The organism is Pedobacter sp. (assembly GCF_965279535.1).
Taxonomy (GTDB): domain Bacteria; phylum Bacteroidota; class Bacteroidia; order Sphingobacteriales; family Sphingobacteriaceae; genus Pedobacter.
Genome location: NZ_OZ257244.1, coordinates 4,288,889 through 4,308,821, shown reverse-complemented (window position 1 = coordinate 4,308,821; position 19,933 = coordinate 4,288,889). Strand labels below are relative to the sequence as shown.

24 protein-coding genes are annotated in these 19,933 nt (G+C 37.4%); 11 read left to right on the top strand and 13 right to left on the bottom strand.

Annotated features, from left to right (window positions below; all coding sequences use genetic code 11):
* The first annotated feature begins 59 nt into the window (after window positions 1–59).
* The 8 genes from leuC (at window position 60) to ACQY77_RS17730 (ending at window position 8,556) form a co-directional block, all read left to right on the top strand.
* A complete protein-coding gene (gene leuC, locus ACQY77_RS17765; protein ID WP_421940962.1) occupies window positions 60–1,466 on the top strand; it encodes a 3-isopropylmalate dehydratase large subunit in 1,407 nt (468 codons plus the stop codon).
* A gap of 123 nt (window positions 1,467–1,589) precedes the next feature.
* Entirely contained in the window at window positions 1,590–2,348 is a 759-nt protein-coding gene (locus tag ACQY77_RS17760) for a class I SAM-dependent methyltransferase (protein WP_421940963.1), read from the top strand.
* 36 nt (window positions 2,349–2,384) lie between these two features.
* The gene (gene leuD / locus ACQY77_RS17755; RefSeq protein ID WP_421940964.1) at window positions 2,385–2,972 is read left to right on the top strand and encodes a 3-isopropylmalate dehydratase small subunit; all 588 of its coding nucleotides are present in this window, start codon (window positions 2,385–2,387) and stop codon (window positions 2,970–2,972) included.
* 26 nt (window positions 2,973–2,998) lie between these two features.
* Window positions 2,999–4,462 (top strand): ATP-binding cassette domain-containing protein, encoded by a 1,464-nt coding sequence (locus ACQY77_RS17750; RefSeq protein WP_421940965.1) that lies wholly within the window; start codon window positions 2,999–3,001, stop codon window positions 4,460–4,462.
* Window positions 4,463–4,466: 4 nt separating this feature from the next.
* Entirely contained in the window at window positions 4,467–5,558 is a 1,092-nt protein-coding gene (gene leuB, locus ACQY77_RS17745) for a 3-isopropylmalate dehydrogenase (protein ID WP_421940966.1), read from the top strand.
* A 10-nt stretch (window positions 5,559–5,568) separates the two neighbouring features.
* Window positions 5,569–6,729: a 2-isopropylmalate synthase gene (locus ACQY77_RS17740; protein WP_421940967.1), complete on the top strand. Its 1,161-nt coding sequence runs from the start codon at window positions 5,569–5,571 to the stop codon at window positions 6,727–6,729.
* A 166-nt stretch (window positions 6,730–6,895) separates the two neighbouring features.
* Window positions 6,896–8,146: a threonine ammonia-lyase IlvA gene (gene ilvA, locus ACQY77_RS17735; RefSeq protein ID WP_421940968.1), complete on the top strand. Its 1,251-nt coding sequence runs from the start codon at window positions 6,896–6,898 to the stop codon at window positions 8,144–8,146.
* Window positions 8,147–8,205: 59 nt separating this feature from the next.
* Window positions 8,206–8,556 carry a cupin domain-containing protein gene (locus ACQY77_RS17730; RefSeq protein ID WP_421940969.1) on the top strand — a complete coding sequence of 117 codons (351 nt, stop codon included), beginning with the start codon at window positions 8,206–8,208 and terminating at the stop codon, window positions 8,554–8,556.
* A 36-nt stretch (window positions 8,557–8,592) separates the two neighbouring features.
* On the opposite strand, the gene ACQY77_RS17725 is transcribed toward ACQY77_RS17730, so the two are convergent.
* Window positions 8,593–9,153, bottom strand: coding sequence for a DUF4230 domain-containing protein (locus ACQY77_RS17725; protein ID WP_421940970.1), 561 nt, complete (start codon window positions 9,151–9,153; stop codon window positions 8,593–8,595).
* A gap of 136 nt (window positions 9,154–9,289) precedes the next feature.
* On the opposite strand from ACQY77_RS17725, the gene ACQY77_RS17720 reads away from it, so the two are divergent.
* Window positions 9,290–9,658, top strand: a complete 369-nt coding sequence (locus ACQY77_RS17720) for a hypothetical protein (protein WP_421940971.1) — start codon at window positions 9,290–9,292, stop codon at window positions 9,656–9,658.
* A gap of 157 nt (window positions 9,659–9,815) precedes the next feature.
* Here ACQY77_RS17720 and ACQY77_RS17715 read toward each other — a convergent pair whose 3' ends face one another.
* On the bottom strand, window positions 9,816–10,808 hold the full coding sequence (locus tag ACQY77_RS17715) for an ABC transporter ATP-binding protein (RefSeq protein ID WP_421940972.1): 993 nt from the start codon (window positions 10,806–10,808) through the stop codon (window positions 9,816–9,818).
* 136 nt (window positions 10,809–10,944) lie between these two features.
* Here ACQY77_RS17715 and ACQY77_RS17710 point away from each other — a divergent pair, with 136 nt between their 5' ends.
* Window positions 10,945–11,166: a DUF6364 family protein gene (locus ACQY77_RS17710; protein ID WP_421940973.1), complete on the top strand. Its 222-nt coding sequence runs from the start codon at window positions 10,945–10,947 to the stop codon at window positions 11,164–11,166.
* Window positions 11,167–11,209: 43 nt separating this feature from the next.
* Window positions 11,210–11,401, top strand: coding sequence for a PIN domain-containing protein (locus ACQY77_RS17705; RefSeq protein ID WP_428430011.1), 192 nt, complete (start codon window positions 11,210–11,212; stop codon window positions 11,399–11,401).
* A 285-nt stretch (window positions 11,402–11,686) separates the two neighbouring features.
* On the opposite strand, the gene ACQY77_RS17700 is transcribed toward ACQY77_RS17705, so the two are convergent.
* The 11 genes from ACQY77_RS17700 to ACQY77_RS17650 all read right to left on the bottom strand — a co-directional run bounded on the left by ACQY77_RS17700 (window position 11,687) and on the right by ACQY77_RS17650 (window position 19,915).
* On the bottom strand, window positions 11,687–12,469 hold the full coding sequence (locus ACQY77_RS17700) for an outer membrane beta-barrel protein (protein WP_421940974.1): 783 nt from the start codon (window positions 12,467–12,469) through the stop codon (window positions 11,687–11,689).
* 103 nt (window positions 12,470–12,572) lie between these two features.
* Window positions 12,573–13,322 carry a hypothetical protein gene (locus tag ACQY77_RS17695; RefSeq protein WP_421940975.1) on the bottom strand — a complete coding sequence of 250 codons (750 nt, stop codon included), beginning with the start codon at window positions 13,320–13,322 and terminating at the stop codon, window positions 12,573–12,575.
* A complete protein-coding gene (locus ACQY77_RS17690; RefSeq protein ID WP_421940976.1) occupies window positions 13,303–13,872 on the bottom strand; it encodes an RNA polymerase sigma factor in 570 nt (189 codons plus the stop codon). The genes ACQY77_RS17695 and ACQY77_RS17690 overlap by 20 nt, the downstream gene beginning before the upstream one ends.
* A 294-nt stretch (window positions 13,873–14,166) precedes the next feature.
* Window positions 14,167–15,315 carry a hypothetical protein gene (locus ACQY77_RS17685; RefSeq protein WP_421940977.1) on the bottom strand — a complete coding sequence of 383 codons (1,149 nt, stop codon included), beginning with the start codon at window positions 15,313–15,315 and terminating at the stop codon, window positions 14,167–14,169.
* Window positions 15,316–15,467: 152 nt separating this feature from the next.
* A complete protein-coding gene (locus ACQY77_RS17680) occupies window positions 15,468–16,022 on the bottom strand; it encodes a CopD family protein (RefSeq protein ID WP_421940978.1) in 555 nt (184 codons plus the stop codon).
* 25 nt (window positions 16,023–16,047) lie between these two features.
* A complete protein-coding gene (locus ACQY77_RS17675; RefSeq protein ID WP_421940979.1) occupies window positions 16,048–16,329 on the bottom strand; it encodes a type II toxin-antitoxin system YafQ family toxin in 282 nt (93 codons plus the stop codon).
* Complete coding sequence (locus tag ACQY77_RS17670) at window positions 16,329–16,538, bottom strand: hypothetical protein (RefSeq protein ID WP_421940980.1); 210 nt, start codon at window positions 16,536–16,538, stop codon at window positions 16,329–16,331. Before ACQY77_RS17670 ends, ACQY77_RS17675 begins: the two co-directional genes overlap by 1 nt.
* A gap of 57 nt (window positions 16,539–16,595) precedes the next feature.
* Window positions 16,596–17,621: a uroporphyrinogen decarboxylase gene (gene hemE, locus ACQY77_RS17665; protein ID WP_421940981.1), complete on the bottom strand. Its 1,026-nt coding sequence runs from the start codon at window positions 17,619–17,621 to the stop codon at window positions 16,596–16,598.
* Window positions 17,622–17,820: 199 nt separating this feature from the next.
* A complete protein-coding gene (locus ACQY77_RS17660) occupies window positions 17,821–18,336 on the bottom strand; it encodes a hypothetical protein (RefSeq protein ID WP_421940982.1) in 516 nt (171 codons plus the stop codon).
* Window positions 18,336–19,040, bottom strand: a complete 705-nt coding sequence (locus tag ACQY77_RS17655; protein WP_090883492.1) for a response regulator transcription factor — start codon at window positions 19,038–19,040, stop codon at window positions 18,336–18,338. Before ACQY77_RS17655 ends, ACQY77_RS17660 begins: the two co-directional genes overlap by 1 nt.
* A gap of 8 nt (window positions 19,041–19,048) precedes the next feature.
* Complete coding sequence (locus ACQY77_RS17650) at window positions 19,049–19,915, bottom strand: sensor histidine kinase (RefSeq protein ID WP_421940983.1); 867 nt, start codon at window positions 19,913–19,915, stop codon at window positions 19,049–19,051.
* Window positions 19,916–19,933: the final 18 nt, after the last annotated feature.

The following is a 19,933-nucleotide window of genomic DNA, read 5'->3' as shown; positions in this document are numbered from 1 at the left end:
AAAAACAAAACCTCGCAGGCTTTCACCTGCGGGGTTTATACTAACTAAACATAAAAAAGATGTCAAAAACATTAGTAGAAAAAATTTGGGATGCGCATGTGGTGAAGAGTGAAGAAGGCTTTCCTGATATTTTATACATCGATACCCATTTAATTCACGAAGTTACATCGCCACAGGCATTTGATGGACTTCGCAAACGTGGCATTCCAGTGTTTCGTCCGAAACAAACGGTAGCTACAGCCGACCATAACGTACCTACACTTAATCAGTTATTGCCAATTAAGGAAGAACTTTCGCGTTATCAGGTTGATATGTTAACCAAAAACTGTGCAGAATTCGGTATTGAACTGTACGGATTGGGTCACCCTTTTCAAGGTATCGTTCACGTAATCGGTCCTGAATTGGGTATTACTTTACCAGGTAAAACAATGGTATGCGGAGATAGCCATACTTCAACTCATGGTGCTTTTGGTGCCATTGCATTTGGTATTGGTACCTCTCAGGTAGAACAGGTTTTTGCAACACAGTGTTTATTGCAGCAAAAGCCTAAAACAATGAAAATTGAGGTGAACGGAACCCTGGGAAAAGGGGTTACGGCAAAAGATATCATTCTTTACATCATCGCAAAAATTTCAGCAGCTGGTGGTACAGGTTATTTCATTGAATATGCTGGTTCGGCAATCGAATCGTTAAGCATGGAAGCTAGAATGACCATCTGCAATATGAGTATTGAAATGGGTGCGAGAGGCGGCTTAATTGCGCCTGATCAAATCACTTTCGACTACATTAAAGGAAGAGAATTTGCTCCAAAGGGCGAAGAGTGGGATAAATCTCTGGCTTATTGGAAAACATTATATAGTGATGCTGATGCAAAATTCGACAGTATATTAACTTTCGATGCCGCAGATATTAGTCCGATGATTACTTATGGAACCAATCCTGGAATGGGAATGGGTATCCAGGAACATATTCCGGCAACTAAAGCACAACCAGAAACAGAACAATTATCCTATCAAAAAGCTTTGGATTACATGGGCTTTGAAGATGATGCTTCTCTAATTGGTAAACCTGTAGATTATGTATTTATCGGTAGTTGTACCAACTCACGTATAGAAGACTTACGTGAAGTAGCAGAATTTGTAAAAGACAAACACAAAGCTGAAAATGTTACGGTATGGATAGTACCTGGTTCGAAACAAGTAGAACAACAAGCCAAAAGCGAAGGTTTAGATAAGATTTTCGAAAATGCAGGTTTTCAATTACGCGAACCTGGATGTAGTGCCTGTTTAGGAATGAACGAAGATAAAATTCCGGCAGGAAAATATTGCGTTTCTACCTCTAACAGAAACTTTGAAGGCAGACAAGGCCCGAATGCCAGAACATTATTGGTAAGCCCCTTAACAGCCGCAGCTGCAGCCGTTACGGGAAAAATTACCGATGTAAGGGATTTACTTGCCGAAGCTTAAGAACTTATCTGCTTCTAATTGAAATCTGGATTAGCGCTTGAACAATATTCTAAATACGCAATTGAAAAGTTTGAATTTAAAATTTTAGTCAACTCCGGTTGCTAATGAAAATAAAGAAAAGTTATGCCAGAGATATTTTGGGACAATAAAGTGTATGACACTAAACATCGTTTTGTATCAGATTACGGAGCAGATGTTTTACAATGGTTAGCGCCTCAGGAAAGTGAAAACATTTTAGATGTGGGTTGTGGAACAGGAGATTTGGCAAATCAAATTGCAGAGTCTGGTGCAGGCGTTTTTGGTGTGGATGCATCAGCAGAAATGATTGATGCGGCAAAACAAAAATTTCCGCTTTTAAAATTTGAGCAACAAAACGCAACAGAATTGTCATTTGACCAGGAGTTTGATGCAGTTTTCAGTAATGCAACCTTTCATTGGATCGAAAACCAAAGAGATTTACTGGAAGGCATATACAAGAGCTTGAAACCTGGAGGAAGATTAGTAGCAGAATTTGGAGGAAAAGATAATGTCAAATCTATAACCGATGCCATTGCCACTGCTGCTAAAACCATTGGTGTTCAACATCGTGTAAGTACAAACTTTTGGTTTTTCCCTTCAGTAAGTCATTATGCCGTATTGCTTGAAGCTGCAAGATTTGAAGTAGCGCAAATTTGGCTATTCGATCGCCCTACCGTACTTAAGGGAGAAAACGGTATGTACGAGTGGATTAATCAATTTGCACAGCATGCATTTAAAAACTTAAGTGTTGAAGAAGCTGAAGAAGTGAAAAAATTAGCGGTAGAAATTTTAAAACCAAACCATTTCAAAAACGGCGATTGGGTTGCAGATTATAGAAGATTAAGAGTTAAAGCGGTTAAATAAGCTAAAGGCAGAACGCTAAAACTAAAGTACAATAACATGAAAAAATTTGAAAAATTAACCTCATCGGTAGTTCCATTGCCGATTGAAAATATAGATACCGATCAGATAATTCCCGCAAGGTTTTTAAAGGCGACCACCAGAGATGGTTTCGGAGAAAATTTATTTCGCGATTGGCGTTACGAGAGCGATAATCAGCCAAAGGCCGATTTCGTACTGAATAATCCAACTTACAGCGGAAAAGTATTGGTTGCTGGTAAAAACTTTGGTTGTGGCAGTAGTCGTGAGCACGCTGCATGGGCAATTCAGGATGCTGGTTTTGATGCGGTAATCAGCAGCTTTTTTGCCGATATCTTTAAAGGAAATGCCCTAAACAATGGCTTATTGCCAATTCAGGTAAGCGATGAGTTTTTAGCACAAATTTTTAAGGCTGTTGAACAAGATCCTAAGTCAGCTTTAGAAGTAGATTTAGAAAATCAAACGGTAACCATTTTAGCTACCGGTGCCCAAACTGCCTTTGAGATTAATCCATATAAAAAATCATGCTTAATTAATGGCTATGATGATATCGATTTTATCTTAAACCAAAAAAATCTGATTGAAGCTTTTGAAGCTAAAAGTGCTTAAATAATACACTGGAGTAAATCTTAAAAATGAAAGAAATTTTCGTCGACATAAAACACTTAAACTTACATTACCGCCAAAAGGCGGTTTTGCAGGATTTAGACTGGACTATTCGTCGCGGGGATAACTGGGTTTTAGGTGGCGTAAGCGGTAGTGGAAAAACATCGTTAGCAAAAGCCATTGTAAAAGAAGAGAAATTTCTGGGCGACATTAGCATCAACTTTGATTTAAATAGTAGCTTACCTGCTCAGGTGCTCTTTGTTTCAAGCTGGTATCAGTTTAAAAACTTAGAAGGCGATGCTAATTTCTATTATCAGCAACGATATAACCATAAGCAAGCCAAAGATACTTTAACGGTTCAGGCAGAGCTTGCAAAGTATGGCAAGGAACAAAATTTGGCTATCGCCGAAGTTAGCCGTTTACTTTCAGCCTTAAATTTCAGTAGTTTTAAAGATTCCCAATTAATTGAATTATCAAGCGGCGAGCATAAGAAGCTACAACTAATTAAGGCCCTTTGGTTAAAACCACAGTTGTTGATTATTGATCAGCCTTATACCGGACTTGATGTAGCGTCCAGACAAAACTTAAATGAGCTGCTGGATGAAATTACTAATCAAGGAGTAAGTCTTCTGCTGATTAGTAATGATGAGGAATTACCCGCTAACATTAACCGTTTTGCAATTATCGAGAATGGACAAATCCATGAAAGAAGCTCATTTGAGAGCACATCGATTGTCCATCACAAAATTTTAGGGGCTTTACCCCGATTTTTAACTGAACGCCCTGTTTACCTCACTGATGAAATCATCAGCATGAAAAATGTAAACATCCGTTACGGAGAAAAAGAAGTTTTAAAAAACGTAAACTGGGAAGTAAAGGCAGGAGAAAAATGGTTACTTCAGGGGCATAATGGTTCTGGAAAATCAACTTTACTGAGCTTGATTAATGGAGATCATCCTCAGGCATATGCCAATGATATTCATCTTTTTGGACATAAACGAGGCTCAGGTGAAAGCATTTGGGATATCAAAAAACGAATTGGATTAATCTCTCCGGAGTTTCATTGGTATTTTGATCATTCAGCTACTGTTTGGGAAAGTATCGCATCAGGATTTTATGATTCTGTTGGTCTTTTTCAGCACATCCCCTATTCAAAAAAAATACAATTAGAAGAACTGATCGAATATTTCGATTTAAAACAAGATAAAAACGAACTGCTCAGGACTTTACCCTTAGGCAAACAGCGTTTGGTACTATTGGCCAGAACAATCATTAAAAATCCACAATTACTGATTTTAGATGAACCTTGCCAGGGTTTAGACCTGCAACAAACACAACATTTTAACCAATTGGTGAACGAACTGAGCAATAATGGAATGACAATGATTTATGTTGGCCATTTTGAAACGCAGCTCCCAACCTGCATAGAGAAAAGAATTTTATTAGAAAACGGCGAAGTAAAAGTCGTCGAAACTATACTAGAAAGCGTTTAGTACAATGAAGAAGAACATTTTAGTAATACCTGGAGATGGTATTGGCCCCGAAGTAACTACCTGGGGAAAAGCGGCATTAGAACAAATTGCAACAGCATTTGGCCACGAGTTTACATTTGACGAAGCCTTAATGGGTCACGTAGCTATAGAAGCTACCGGAAATCCACTCCCAGATGAAACACTCGAAAAAGCTAAAAAAAGTGATGCTATTTTATTCGGAGCCGTTGGTCATGCAAAATATGACAATGATCCAAGTTTAAAAGTTAGGCCTGAGCAAGGTTTATTAAAAATCCGCAAAGAATTAGGTCTCTTTGCCAATCTCCGCCCAATATTACTATTTGATGAGCTTCTTCATGCTTCGAGCATTAAACCCGAAATATTAAAAGGAACAGATATCCTTTTCTTCCGCGAATTAACAGGTGACGTTTATTTTGGTGAAAAAACACGTTCTGAAGACAGAAATACGGCTTCTGATTTGATGATTTACCACCGTTATGAGGTTGAAAGAATTGCACACAAAGCTTATCAGGCAGCACAACAACGCAACAAAAGGTTATGTTCAGTAGATAAAGCTAATGTTTTAGAAAGCTCTCGCTTATGGCGTGAAACCGTACAGGAAATTGCGAAACAATATCCTGACGTAGAAACAGAGCACATGTTTATTGATAACGCCGCCATGCAGTTGATTAAAAACCCTAAGAAATTTGACGTGGTACTAACAGCTAACCTTTTTGGGGATATTTTAACAGATGAGGCTTCACAAATTGCAGGTTCAATGGGTATGCTGGCTTCGGCATCTGTAGGTGAGCTAACTGGTTTCTATGAGCCAATCCATGGTTCAGCACACGACATTGCTGGTAAAGATCTTGCTAATCCATTAGCCTCTATCCTATCTGCAGCACTGTTACTGGAAATTGGCTTCGGCTTGAAAGAAGAGGCTAAATTATTGGTTGATACTGTTGATCAGGTATTAAAAGAAGGTTTCAGAACACATGATATTGCAGATCAAAGCACAAACCGTTTCAAAGTTTTAGGCACCGCCGAAATGGGCAAACTGGTATTAAAATTCTTGTCTCAAAAATTAATCACTACCTAAACATAAGATTATGATTCACGACCCTAACAAAGTTTATATTTTCGACACCACATTGCGTGACGGAGAGCAGGTACCCGGCTGCCAGTTAGATACAAACCAGAAAGTAGAAATCGCTAAATCACTCGAACTTTTAGGTGTTGATGTAATTGAGGCAGGTTTCCCGGTTTCCAGCCCCGGCGATTTCAATAGTGTAATTGAATTATCTAAGGCGGTTAACAATCCAATTATCTGTGCCCTGACCCGTGCAAACAAAAATGATATCGATGTTGCTGCTGATGCTTTAAGATATGCCAAACGTCCGCGTATCCATACAGGTATTGGTTCTTCCGATTTCCACATCAAACACAAATTTAACAGCACCCGCGAAGAGATTTTAGTACGTGCAGTTGAGGCGGTGAAATATGCCAAAAAATATGTTGAAGATGTAGAATTTTATGCTGAAGATGCAGGTAGAGCTGATATCGAATTTTTGGCTAAAATGGTAGAGGCAGTAATCGCTGCAGGCGCTACAGTAGTTAATATTCCAGATACCAACGGGTATTGCTTACCTGACCAATATGGTTCGAAAATACTGTTTTTGAAAGAAAACGTTAAAAATATAGACAATGCCATTATCTCTGTGCATTGCCACAACGATTTAGGATTAGCAACTGCCAATTCTATTGCAGGTTTGCAAAATGGTGCCCGTCAGGTAGAATGTACCATCAACGGCATTGGTGAGCGTGCTGGTAATACTTCTATGGAAGAGGTCGTCATGATCTTAAAAACGCATAAAGTTCTGGGATTGAATACTCAAATAGACAGCACCCAGTTCTATGATATCAGTCACATGGTACGTAACCAGATGAACATGCCTGTGCAGCCAAACAAAGCCATTGTTGGTGCCAATGCATTTTCGCACAGTTCTGGTATTCACCAGGATGGTTTCTTGAAAAACCGCGAGAACTACGAGATCATTAAACCTGAAGATGTTGGTTTCCCTGATGCAACAATCGTGTTAACCGCGAGAAGTGGTCGCCACGCTTTAAAGCATCACTTAGACCGCTTAGGCCACAAATTAGAAAAAGATGAGCTGGATATCGTTTATAAACAATTCCTTGTTTTAGCAGATAGTAAACAAGGTATAAACGATCAGGACTTGAATCAGTTAGTTGCCTTGCACCTGGCTTAAAAGCTGAGTGCGAAAAAAAGCAGCACGCTGAAATACTGATGCCAAAGCTTTAGTCAGATCAAAAAATAATCACGAATAGTGGGAATAGCGAACAATAAATCCTTTCCCGCTATTTCTAAAAAAATATATGCACGAGAACCCAGTTTTCGTTATTTGATAATTAATTATGAATAATACAACACCACAAACGCTGGATTTTAATTCAGCTTCTCAGCGTTTAAAAGGAGTAGTTAAACGTACGCCGCTTGAGTTTAATGCAGGACTTTCATCGCGCTACAATGCTAATATTTACCTTAAACGTGAAGATTTACAAATTGTAAGATCTTATAAACTTCGTGGTGCTTATAATAAAATTAGCGCTTTACCACCAGATGCATTAACCAATGGTGTGGTATGTGCAAGTGCAGGTAATCATGCACAAGGTGTAGCCTATTCCTGCAAAAAACTAAACATTAAAGGTGTAATTTTTATGCCTGAGATTACGCCTAAACAAAAAATTACCCAGGTAAACATGTTTGGTGGCGACAATGTTGAGGTTGTTCTTGTTGGAGATACTTTTGACGACTGTTTGAAAGAAGCGCTGAATTACAGTGCTTTGCACGCGGCCACTTTTATTCCTCCATTTGATGATCAGAAGGTTATAGAAGGACAAGCCACTGTAGGTATGGAAGTTTTTGAAGACCTCCCCGATTTAGACATGGTAGTGATGCCAGTTGGCGGAGGTGGTTTAGCTTCAGGAGTTAGTGCTTATCTAAAAACTGTTAAACCTGATGTTAAATTAATAGGTGTTGAGCCCTTAGGTGCACCTTCTATGCAAACCGCAATCGAAAAGAAAGGTCCATTTACTTTAGATGAGATAGATCGTTTTGTTGATGGTGCAGCTGTTAAGCGTGTGGGTGCACTTACTTACCAATATTGCAATGATTTACTGGATGAGATGCATTTGATCCCTGAAGGACAAATCTGTACAACTATCCTCAAATTATATAACGAAGATGCTATCGTAGTAGAACCTGCCGGAGCACTTTCTGTATCGGCTTTGGCTCAAATCAAAGATCAAATCGTAGGGAAAACAGTTGTATGTGTCGTAAGTGGCGGTAACAACGACATAGAGCGCATGCAGGAAATTAAAGAAAAATCGCTCTTGTTCGAAGGCTTGAAACATTATTTCATCGTTCGTTTCCCTCAACGTCCGGGAGCCTTAAAATTGTTTGTAAATGAGGTTTTAGGGCCGCATGATGATATCACCCGCTTTGAATTTATAAAAAAAACCAATAGAGAAAATGGCCCCGCTTTGGTTGGCATCGAACTCACAAAAAAAGAGGATTATGCCGGCATATTAGAGCGTTTAAAATTGTTCAAGTTTGATGTAATCGAGCTGAACCAGGATCAAACATTGTTTGAGTATTTAGTTTAAAGACTAAAACTACCTGTACGATTTTTACCCGGAAGCCAACTTGATACAATTTAAAAAAAATGAATTTCAAAGATTTAACAAACAAAACCTTAATTGCTGATAAAGACATTGATTGGGAAGACCTGGGAGCAGGTGTTAAGCGCAAAATCATGGCTTATGATGAAAACCTGATGCTGGTAAAGGTAGACTTTGAAAAGGATGCCGTTGGGAGCGTCCACAATCACCCACATCTGCAATTGAGCTATGTTGCCAAAGGAAGCTTCGAAGTTAGCATGGGCGACGAGAAAAAGATCTTAAATGAAGGCGATGTGTTCTTTGCTCCTACCCTTGTTTACCATGGGGTACGCTGTTTAGAAGCTGGCCTTTTGATAGATGTCTTTAATCCCCACCGGGATGATTTTCTAAAATAATATCGGACCACCTAATAATCTTAGGTGGTCTTTTTTTTAATCAAAAGTAAAACGTACATTCTGATATCCTAAGCCTTCGATAATGGGTTTAAGCACATTTACCGCGTTCGTTTTAGTTTGAACCAGAATGTCAGATTTTTTTACCTCAACGCTCACTTGTCTTTCTGCTGCCTTATAAGCTTCGTCTACCAGGTTAGCTTCCCTGAAAAAAGCCATCTTCGTATCATAAACTCTCGAGTTCTTGTGATCAATTTTGACGTAACACAGTTCTGGCTGTGGTAAATTTACTACAACTGTGTCCGCTTCAATCTCTATATCTTCCCTGGTTATCTTGGTAAGATCAATACAGCCAACAGCTTCTGCTTTAACGATCAGGAGCACACTTGCCTCGGGCAGGAAATCGGTCTTATTTTTATGTTCCAGAACATCACTAATTTGATATCGAACCAGCTCTAACTTCCCAATAGCTTCAATTTTCTCTACCAGAAGCTGGTGTTTGCTTTCTACAGAAGTATTGATGCTAAACTTTTTGGAAATAAAGAAGTAGGCTGCAATGGCTAGGACTAACCAAGGGAGAAGGCGAAAAAACAATTTCATATCAGCAAATAGCAAAAAGGTTTGTTAAATGTATTGACTTAATTACACAATAATTAATCCATAATGGTATACAATAGTGTTTTTGGCAACAGTTTTGTATTACGCAAAGTAACACACAAATAAAAAACTAATCAACATGAAAAAACTGACCATTTTAATGCTTTGCATAGCCACGCTAGGCCTGGTATCCTGCAAAAAAGAAACAATTGTTCAAAGTACCCCTAATCGTACCATCGTTTTTGATGTAAATCCTAACAGATGGGTTTTAGAAAATGGCAAGTACTATCTTGATTTAGATATTCCTGAAGTAGATGATATTAACTTTTATGATGAGGGAATTCTAATATACACTGCAACTCCAAACTACAACAACTACTATCAGTTACCTTATGGCGATATGGATTATGAAACCCACATCGGAGGAGTATCAATCAGTAGAAGTAGTTTACCTACCACCCCAATCCGTGTTAAAGTGGTATTGGTTGCGGCAGAAAATGTAACTTAGTGTAGTTTTCCACCCTAAGGCTGAAAACGACTAATGTTCAATTGAACTTGGTCGTTTTTTTTGCCCGAAGAAGGAATTTTGAATGACTGAATGAACGACGGCTCCCCTAGTTGGGGATTACCATCTTGAAAGTCTAAGAATGTAAAATCACCTGTAGCTAAAATTCTAAAAAATGGCTGATATTTAGCTGAACGTGATCGTTTTTTTTATTTTCTCCCCTATTCAATTGCAATGCGCGAATATTTACGCCTTTTCGCTCTACGAGTAATTCATCATAAAACCCCTTGTAATAAACATCTATGACTTCAAAACGCCTGCTGTTCCAACTGTTATTAATTTCTGCCCATTCGGGATAAAAAACCACAAATTGTTTATCCGTTTTCAATCCAATCTTCTCCGCCTCGTCTCGTGTCAGTACCACAGCATTTCCTAAAATCTGCGCGGTATAAATATGTTTAGGGTGCTGATAAATATCTACTGGTTTACCTGTTTGCAGGAGCTCACCATCTTTAATAATCAGTAATTGATCTGCTAAAAACAATCCATCAGCCGGATCATGTGAAACCAGAATTACAGTAACACCTGTTTCTGAAGCCACTCTTTTAATATCTGCCCTTAACTGGTTTTTCAATAAAGCATCTACCTGGCTGAAAGGCTCATCTAACAAAAGTACCTGTGTATCAGAAACCATAGCTTTTGCGATAGCCACACGCTGCTGTTCACCACCACTCAGCTCAATAATCTTCTTGTTTTGCAAATGCGAAATCCGCAAGTGGTCCATAATGGCCAGTGTTTTATCGGCCTTAGTTTTCAGATCTGTATTCGATAATTGTGAGGCAATATTATCGTATACCTTGGCGTAAATATTAAGCGAAAAATCCTGGGTAACCATTTTCATCTGCTTATGGCCAGGGATTAACTGTTCGTCGGGGCCTAAAACTCTTTTATCTTCAAAAAACACCTCGCCGGCATCTGTTTTTAAAAGTCCGAAGATAGATTTCAATAAGGTTGACTTCCCACTCCCACTTTCACCGATAATGGCTACCACATCACCCCGGTTTATATCAAAACTGATATTTCTAATGCCTCCAGCCTGTTCTGCCTGGTATTGTTTTGTTAAATTCTTAACGCTGATTATAGTATTGCTCACAGGGTAAAAGTAAAGATTAAAGGGGAAAGATTAAAGCCAAAGACTAAAGCAGAAAGATAAAAGCGTAAAGCAATACAATACACGTGCAAATTTACCAATTTTTACACGTGTAAATTATAGTTGTTATATTTATATCATGAGTACCAAGTTAACCTTAACCATTGATGAATCTGTTATAAAACAGGCAAAAGCTTATGCTCAAAATCAAGGCAGAAGCTTATCTGCGATAGTAGAAAATTATTTAAAAGCGGTAACTAACCAAGAGGCCTCTGCCACTAATGAGGAAGAACGTTCCCCAATTGTGAAATCTTTGAGGGGTGCCTTTAAACTACCCGCTGATTACGATTACAAGATGTAACTGAATAAAATCAGAGAAGAGAAATATAAAAAATATCTAGATCTTGAATAATAACGTATTGATTGATTCAGATGTAATTCTTGATCATTTTTTAGACAGGAAACCTTTTTCGGATCATTCTACAAGGGTTTTAGCCTTGTGTGAAAACAAAAAAGTAAATGGATTTGTGACAGGTTTGGCCATTGCCAATATTTATTACTTCCTTCAAAAAAAAACAGTTCAAAATCTTTATTGAGGGGCATTAGAGATTTATTAAATGTTCTAAATGTATTAGTTGTCGACAAAAAAGTAATCACGAATGCAATTGATTCTGAATTTGCTGATTTTGAGGATGCCCTCCAAAACTATTCTGCTGAAAATGATGGATCTATAAGTACTATTATCACCAGAAATATAAAAGATTATAAAAAAGTAAACTCAGTATTTTAACACCTGAGCAATTCCTAAAAATCTTGTAAACAAAAAATCCTGTCTCGCCTAACCGAAACAGGATTTAATTTATTTGTTGTGTTGTTGTGTCTTAATTCAAACCAAAGGTAATACCAAAACTCATATTTTTCAAACCTGCTTGTGCCGGAGTATTGAACATATCGTTGAAATAGTACTTGGTAAACAATCCTAAACCGCCGTAGCCAAATCTAAACGTACCTCCGTAGCGCACCGATTGGAAGTGATAATTATCGTAAAACTTCTCCTTACCACGTTCGTCACTAATTTGCTTAATCTTGCCATTCAATAAGAAACTCACCTCTGGACCTAATACAAAATAGAATCTTTTACCACGATCATTTTCTTTGGTGCGGAACTCGAAGTTTAACGGAATATGCACGTAGCTACTAGAGAAACGATTTTTAGAAAACTCAATGGGTTCTGTCACATAAGTTAAAGCCGGAGAATTCTTTTGAATGGTAATATTATCTCTTAAGCGAATGAGTGTCCAGTCGAAACCACCCGCCACATAAATTTTGAAATTTGAATTGAAACGATAACCGAACTGCAGAACATCAAAAGAGAATGTACTGGTTTTCCCTCCTTTATAATCTAAAAATTCATTGGTTGGAGAGAGATTGAAACTCCCGTTATCTATTAATCTGGAAAAGCCTAAATCCACTCTGGTGAAAGTAATACCACCTACAAAACGACCTTTTTTTGTGGAATCACTTGCATGGGTTTTAATGATAATCCCATGGCCTTCGCTGTAATCGGATTTCTTCTTCGTACTATCTTGTTGTGCAAAAGCACCTGGAGCCATAACACCGGCAAGTCCGCTTACCAAAAGTGTTGTGAAAATTAGACGTTTCATATTGTGTGTATTATAGTGCGTTTTTAATTGTTGAACTATTTAATTGCTTAACTAATCGGCTAAATGTTAACTTAAAACTGTCAATTGTTAACAGAAAACAGACCTATTTCTTATTGCGTTTACCTATTTTAAAAGGGCCAATGTTAATAGAAGAAAGTGAAGAATCATCATCATCTGTTCTAAACTGAATGAACTTATCTTTCCTTTTATCAACCTTATTAACAATGATATTAACTACATCACCTACATTCTTAATGTTCTTGAAGCTTTGATCGTCATCATTAACGGGCTCATCAGCCTTAACTGCAGCCGGATTGCTGGCAATAAGCTGCTCTTCCTTAGGCTGTTGTATAGCTGCATCAATCCTTTGTTTTAAAACATCCTGATCCTGCGGCTTAATATCATTATTTTGAGCCAGTTGAACATCCCGTTTAATCTGTTGATCGGTGGTTATAACTTTTGGCAGATCGAGAGGTTTAGCTTGTGTTACCTTTTTCTTCGGTAAATAATCTCGTTTTGATGAAGCTGGCTTCTTTGGTTCAATTGGAGAAACGGTATTTTTTACTGCATCCTCAACAGGCACCTTCACAACAGTTGGTTTAGCTTTACGCATAATAGTAGCAAACTTGCTGCCAGGGCCAACCACCTCCTGTTGTTTGCTGATCAAAATTCCAACAGTAACAACGACCAAAATTGCCGCTGCTGCTAACCATAAAACTGGCAGTTTTCTTTTTTGCTTTGGAGCTATCTCAGCTTCAATGTTAGCCCACAGATTTTTTGAGGGGGCAACTTCAGCATTTTCAAAAGTATCCTTAAATAGCTGATCAAAATCTTTATCCTGTATAGGTTGCATAACCAAAGCCCTCCATTTTTAAAATTTCTTCTTTTAATATTGCTCGTGCTCTCGATAATTGTGATTTACTGGCTCCTTCGGATATACCAAGTGCTTCTCCTATTTCTTTATGCGAATAGCCCTCAATTACATACATGTTAAAAACCATTCTGTAGCCGTCTGCTAATTTCTGTATAACCTTCATTAAATCTTGCATGCCTAATCGGCTAAAATCAAATCCGGTAGAAGGTTGTTCGTAAGCCTCATCAATTTCCACAACTGTTAATCCCCGTAAATTTTTGCGATAACTCTCAATTGCAGTATTAACCATAATTCTTCTAATCCAACCTTCAAATGACCCCTCTCCTCTGTATTCCTTTATCTTTTGAAAGATTTTAATATACCCCATTTGTAGCACATCTTCAGCCTCCATCCTATCTTTGGCATACCTCATGCAAACGGCAAGCATTTTCGATGCAGTTTGCTGGTATAGCATTTCCTGCATCTTCCGGTTGCCAGCTTTGCAGCCTTCCATCAAATCGTTTATTGTATAGGTATGCGTCAATTTCATTATGTGTTTGTAAATAGAAGATGGCAGATTACAAACAATGGTTGCATAGGAATTATAAAAAAGTTAAATAAAGTTAAAAAAACATCAGTACAGACTGATTATCAACTTATTATTTTTACCAGAAAAAGCAAAGATAGTGGTACTTTTTCAGTTCAGCCCCGCTATTCGTTCCTGCCGGTGAAGAACCGGCACCACTGCTATCGGGTTTATCTAACAACGTTTGTGCTAAAAACCAAAGCTGGCCCACTATCGCTTTAAACTCACAGGGCTCAGATTAATCCGAGCCCTGTGAGTTTATTTTTTTGTCTTAAACAATTTAAAGTCTTGCTTATAAGTTAAGAAAAACGAGTGATTAAACTGAAGTTGCTTATCAGAATTATCTAAATCAATATGGGGTTCAAAACGTACGTCGAGGTAAAAATGTGGGATCAGTTCTTTTTGGTAAACATATCTTAAGGCTACAATATTTCTTTTACTTTGGGTTAAGCCAGGGCTATAAAGATTATAAGATACAGACTCGTACAATGGCATTCCTTTGATAGAGATGAAATTGTTCCCTTTCCAGTAAGTTGCAACCAAACTGCCCCATTTACTTTCTACACCTGCATTTAACCACAATCCAAAGCCACCCTCATAGACTCTTCGTTTATCTGGAGAAAAATCTTTATAAGCAGCTACATAGTTGTCGGTATAAATCTGTTTAATATTTTCATTAATCTGCTTATGTAATTTTAAACCAGCAGCTCCATTAAACATCGTTGTTATAGGAATCTCTTTCAAAACATCAATTTGACCACCCTGGTGGAAAACTAAAAACTGAGCAGGAATACTAAACTTCCAGCCATTACTTTCTGCAAGTGTAGTCTCGGTAGATAAGCCACCTATTATTTCCTCCTTTGCTGCCTCTCCCGTATAAATCATTTTTTGCCAGGCAATCCAGGCATCAAGATTAAACCGTTTTCTTTCGACTAATAACTGTGTACCATATTCTATTGGGTTCGTAAGCGTTCGTTCAAAGTCGTAAAGCGGCTCAATATATTTATGCTGAATCCCGCCTTCCAAACTTCCGAAAATTAGTGTAAGGTTTCTTTTATGATATTTTAGGTTAAATAAAGGTTTTGCATCAGTAATGCCATTTCTCCCAAAATCTTTGCGAATAAAAGCACCTGCAGTGATGGCCAGATTGGGGTGTGCATAGTAGGTTACTTGTGGTTGCAACTGTGTTCCGTATAGTGTATATCCATCATGAAAATCGTTGGTATACTCATAATTACGAACATAGTTTAAGTTGTAGAAATTAAAATGAATTTCATTTGTTAGACTACTATCAGGGCGGATTCTATTTTCAAAAGCCGATTGATTGAATTGTGCTGATGCAATATAGGTACTGGAAATAAGAGATATAAAAAGTACGGCCTTTTTCAGACCCTCGGTTTTAAACATGAGCTTGGATTTTATCGCCCAAATTTAGGATAGTTTTTCCGTAAAATATAAAGTAGAAAGATTCAGATCTCAAGATTGAATACAAGTTGACGAAAAGAAAACAATGGACTTTAGGACTGTAGTCTTTTGTTTTTCTGCTTTGGTCCTCAGGTTTATTTCCGTAACCTATAATTCTTGTACAACTTAACCGCAATCATTATGGCCATAGCAACGCCCATAATGCCAATAAGACCGTAAACCCAATTGAGCGCATTTTTTAAGATTACCACAAAAACAATGGCAATCATAAAGATGGTAGCTAACTCCCGCCATAAACGCAACTGAAAGCTAGAGAGCTTGTATTGGCCATTTTTAAGCTGTTTAACGATGTTTTGACAGACAAAGTGATAAATGAGTAGTCCAACAACAAAACCAAGCTTAACCCACATCCAGTCCATTTGAAGGAGTCCAGAATTTAATGTCAACATTCCGGCACCTGCTATTACAGAAATAATCATCGCAGGTGTAGCAATAATCTTCCATAAAGTAGCCTCCATTTTTATAAACTGCTTAACCAAAACACTTTTTTCTGGTTCAGGCTTATCACTGGCTTCTGTGTGATAGATAAATAAGCTCAAAATATAGAACAAACCAGCCATCCAGCTGATAACAAACACAATGTGTACTGCTTTAAAGTATAGGTAATAAGGCAATAATGTTTCTATCATTTACTGTTGTAACTTAAGAGATGATTTAAAATAAATCAGAATGTGTGCCTAACCTTAACAAAATAATTTCATTTTCCTTCGTTATTTCGAACCAGATAAGTAGCAAATCAGGTTTAATATGAGCTTCCCAATTGCCTTTGTAGTTCCCAGTAAGTTTATGAGGACGATGTTTTTTTTCGATACCAATTGCACCGTTAGCCTGCAATTTTTTCAAGAAATCCTCTATCAAATCTAAATTTTCAGATGCTCTTTTGATTACTTTTTTTGCATCCTTTTTGAATTGATTCGTAGCTTTTAAAGTAAACATTATAAAGAACCAAGGAATGATTTTATATCCTTTATGGGTTCTCCAATTCCAATTCCTTTATGTGCATCTTCAATCGTTTTGCGCGTAAGTTTATTTGGAATACTAGCTTTCTTGGTATTTTTTTTATGAATAGTAACACCAAGCTCTTTTAATAAGCTTTTTACTAATAAACTTTTATTTTCAGGAATATCGATAATTAATGTTTCCATATTCAAATATAATCAATTTTTACCTGTAGTCAAATTCTCCTGAATCGGATTGAAGGGTTAATACCTAAACTCCTTTACCACTTCAATAGCGTACTTCACGTTATCGAAAGGAATATCAGGCATGATGCCATGACCTAAGTTAAATATAAAGCCTTCAGTACCGCGCATGCGTTCGAAAAGCTTGTGGATTTGCGCTTTAATTACAGGTTTATCAGCATATAAAATATGGGGATCCAGATTTCCCTGCACGGCAATACCTGCTGGTAAAGCATTTTTAATGTTTAATAAATCTGCATTCCAATCTACAGAAATTACATCAGGTTTCGCCTCGGCCATAATGGGTGCAAAAACAGAACTTCCTTTACAGAAAGAAATTACCGGAATATCTTTTCTGTTTAAATTAGAAATGATCTCCTGAATATAACGATGAGAGAATTCCTGGTAGTCGTTCCATGATAAAGCTAATGCCCAGCTATCAAAAATCTGAATTGCATTTACACCAGCAGCAATCTGAAGGTTTAAGTATTCGGCAGTTACTTTAGCTATTTTAGCCAAAAGTTGGTGTGCAAGTTCTGGTTGGTTATGCAACATCAACTTCGTTAACTTAAAATCTTTAGAAGATCCGCCTTCAACCAGATAACTCATTACAGTAAAAGGGGCCCCTGCAAAACCGATTAATGGAATGCTGCCATTTAATCTTTGTTGAATTACCTTTATGGCATCTGCAACATATTGAAGCTCATCCAAACAATCTACGTTTAGCGCTTCTACATCTTTTGCTGTACGAACCGGGTTGGCAAATTTAGGACCAACGCCCTGGGTGAAACTTAAATCGCCCCCCATAGCTTCACCTGTTACTAAAATATCTGAGAATAATATTGCTGCATCAATGCCTAATAAATCAACTGGCAACATGGTTACATCAGCTGCAATCTCAGGAGTTTTACACATTTCTAAGAACGAGTACTTGTTTTTAATCTCCCAATATTGTGGCATAAAACGACCAGCCTGACGCATCATCCATACTGGTGGGCGTTCAGTTTGTTTCGAAAATGCAGCGTCTAAAAATAAATTATTCTTCATGATTTGTATTTGTCATCCCTCGGTCGCCACCTGGAATTTATTCCCAGGGTCTTATTATTAACAACGTGCCGAAATAATCTGGCACGGCGATTCCGATATCTTAAAAATTTTAATTGCGCAAAGGTATAAATAAAAAAAAAACGAAGTACCTTTTTATTCCTAAACTGGTGCTTCGTTTCTCAAAATGACAATATTAATATTATAACTTGCTGATTTCTCGTTCTATTTTGACAATAATATCTTTTGATCTTTGCGTTTCAGCCAATTCCTTTGCCAATTTGGTATAAGCTTCTGCCCGTTCTTTATCTTTTTTCCTTAAGGCCAGATTAGCCAAATGGATTACGACATAGGCCTTTTGTGTTTTACCTCCCACACCATAACGACTGGCTACCTGGAAGTGATATTCTGCCTTATCGTAATCTTCGTCTTTTAGGGCTAATTCGCCTTGCATAAACTCATAATAACCACGGCGGCTTTTAGCCAACTGTTCGGGCTTTTTTACTTCAGCCAACATTTCACGGGCTTTTCCAAATTCTTTGTTCTTAAAATACTTTGAAGCCATCAAAACTGAACTGTGCTTAAAATGACTCCAAACTAAGAATGCAAATAAAAAACCGGAAACCGCAGCTAACTGGTATTGCTTGTAAATCACACACACCAGGGCAGCTAGTATAAACACTGCCATTAAAGCATACCTGCCTAGATTATTATACATTAATGACTATCGGTAAATTTATAACCAACACCACGAATAGAGTGAAAATAAACAGGATTTTTTTGATCTGGTTCAAAATACTTACGGAAAGTTAAAATGAAGTTATCGATCGTTCTTGTTGAAGGATAAACGTCATAATTCCAAACCGTTTCCAAAATCTGCTCACGAGAAACGGCATCATTTTTACGCTCAATTAAAAGCTTTAATAACATGGTTTCTTTTTTCGTCAGTGGAGTTATCGTTCCGTCATCATGTTTCAATTCGAAAGAATTAAAATAGATGGTTTTATCCCCAATTTTATAAGAGTTTAACTCTTTTAAATCGTCTGACTTTAAGCTGCGTTTAACTAAAATACCTACACGAAGAATTAATTCTTCTAAGTTGAAAGGTTTTACCAAATAATCATCAGCTCCTTTTTTAAGGCCTAATACGCGATCTTCTGATGTGTTCTTCGCAGTTAAGAATAAAATCGGAACTTCAGTGTTCTCTAAACGGATTGTTTCACAAACCTGGAAACCATCCATTTCTGGTAACATAACATCTAAAATAATTAGATTAAAGCGTTCTTCTTTAAATACTTTAAGAGCGGTTTTGCCATCTTTAACGGCGTGAACTTTATAACCCTCAAGTTCGAGGTTTAATTTAATGGCATCTAACAAGTGGTCCTCGTCTTCTACCAACAGAATTCTTAATTTTTGTGACATAATTGAGATTAACTAAATGTTACTTCAAAAATACTTCCCTGAGGCTGATTGTCTTTAACTATAATATCAGCGTCATGATGTTGTAATACCTCTTTCACAATAAACAAGCCTAAACCAGTTCCCTTCGCTTTTCTGACATTCTCATTACCAACGCGGTAAAATTTATCAAATATCAGCATTTTTTCGGCATCTGAAATACCAGGACCCTTATCTGCTACACGCAGCATAATATGCCCGTCAACTTTATCTAAAAGCACATTTATCTCATCACAAGGGTTTGAATACTTTACCGCATTCTCTATCAAATTCGTTACCACTGACGATAAGGCAAATTTGTCACCTTCTAACTGCAAATTTGGCTGAATTTTAGCATTAATGATTTGTTCGCATCCGCATGAATGTACCTGTAACCGATCTGTAATTTTATAAACCAATTCAGAGAAGTTAAATGATTCTTTAGGAAAACTATAAGAACGGTTTTCAATCTTTGTTGCTAAAAGCATATTCTCTACCAAATCGTCCAATCGCTCAATATCCTTAAGTGAATTATTGAGCAGTGACGTTTGCCGGGCTTTATCTAAATCTCTTTTAACAATGGTTTGGATAGAAAGTTTGATTGCTGCCAGGGGAGATTTTAATTCATGGGTAATCGACATTAAAAAGTTCTGCTGTTGCTCTCTTAATTTATCTTCTTTTTTTAGTGATTGATGGAGAAAATATCCACCAATACAAAGCAAAAACAGAAATACAGAGCCTTCTCCCATAATCATGGTCATGCGGCTTGGTTGCAAGCGCACGACCAAAGTACCCCAGGAAATTAACTGAATTAACGCATAAAGCAATAAACAGTAGAATATGATAATGGACTTTTTCATGCCAAATCTTTCCGGTTA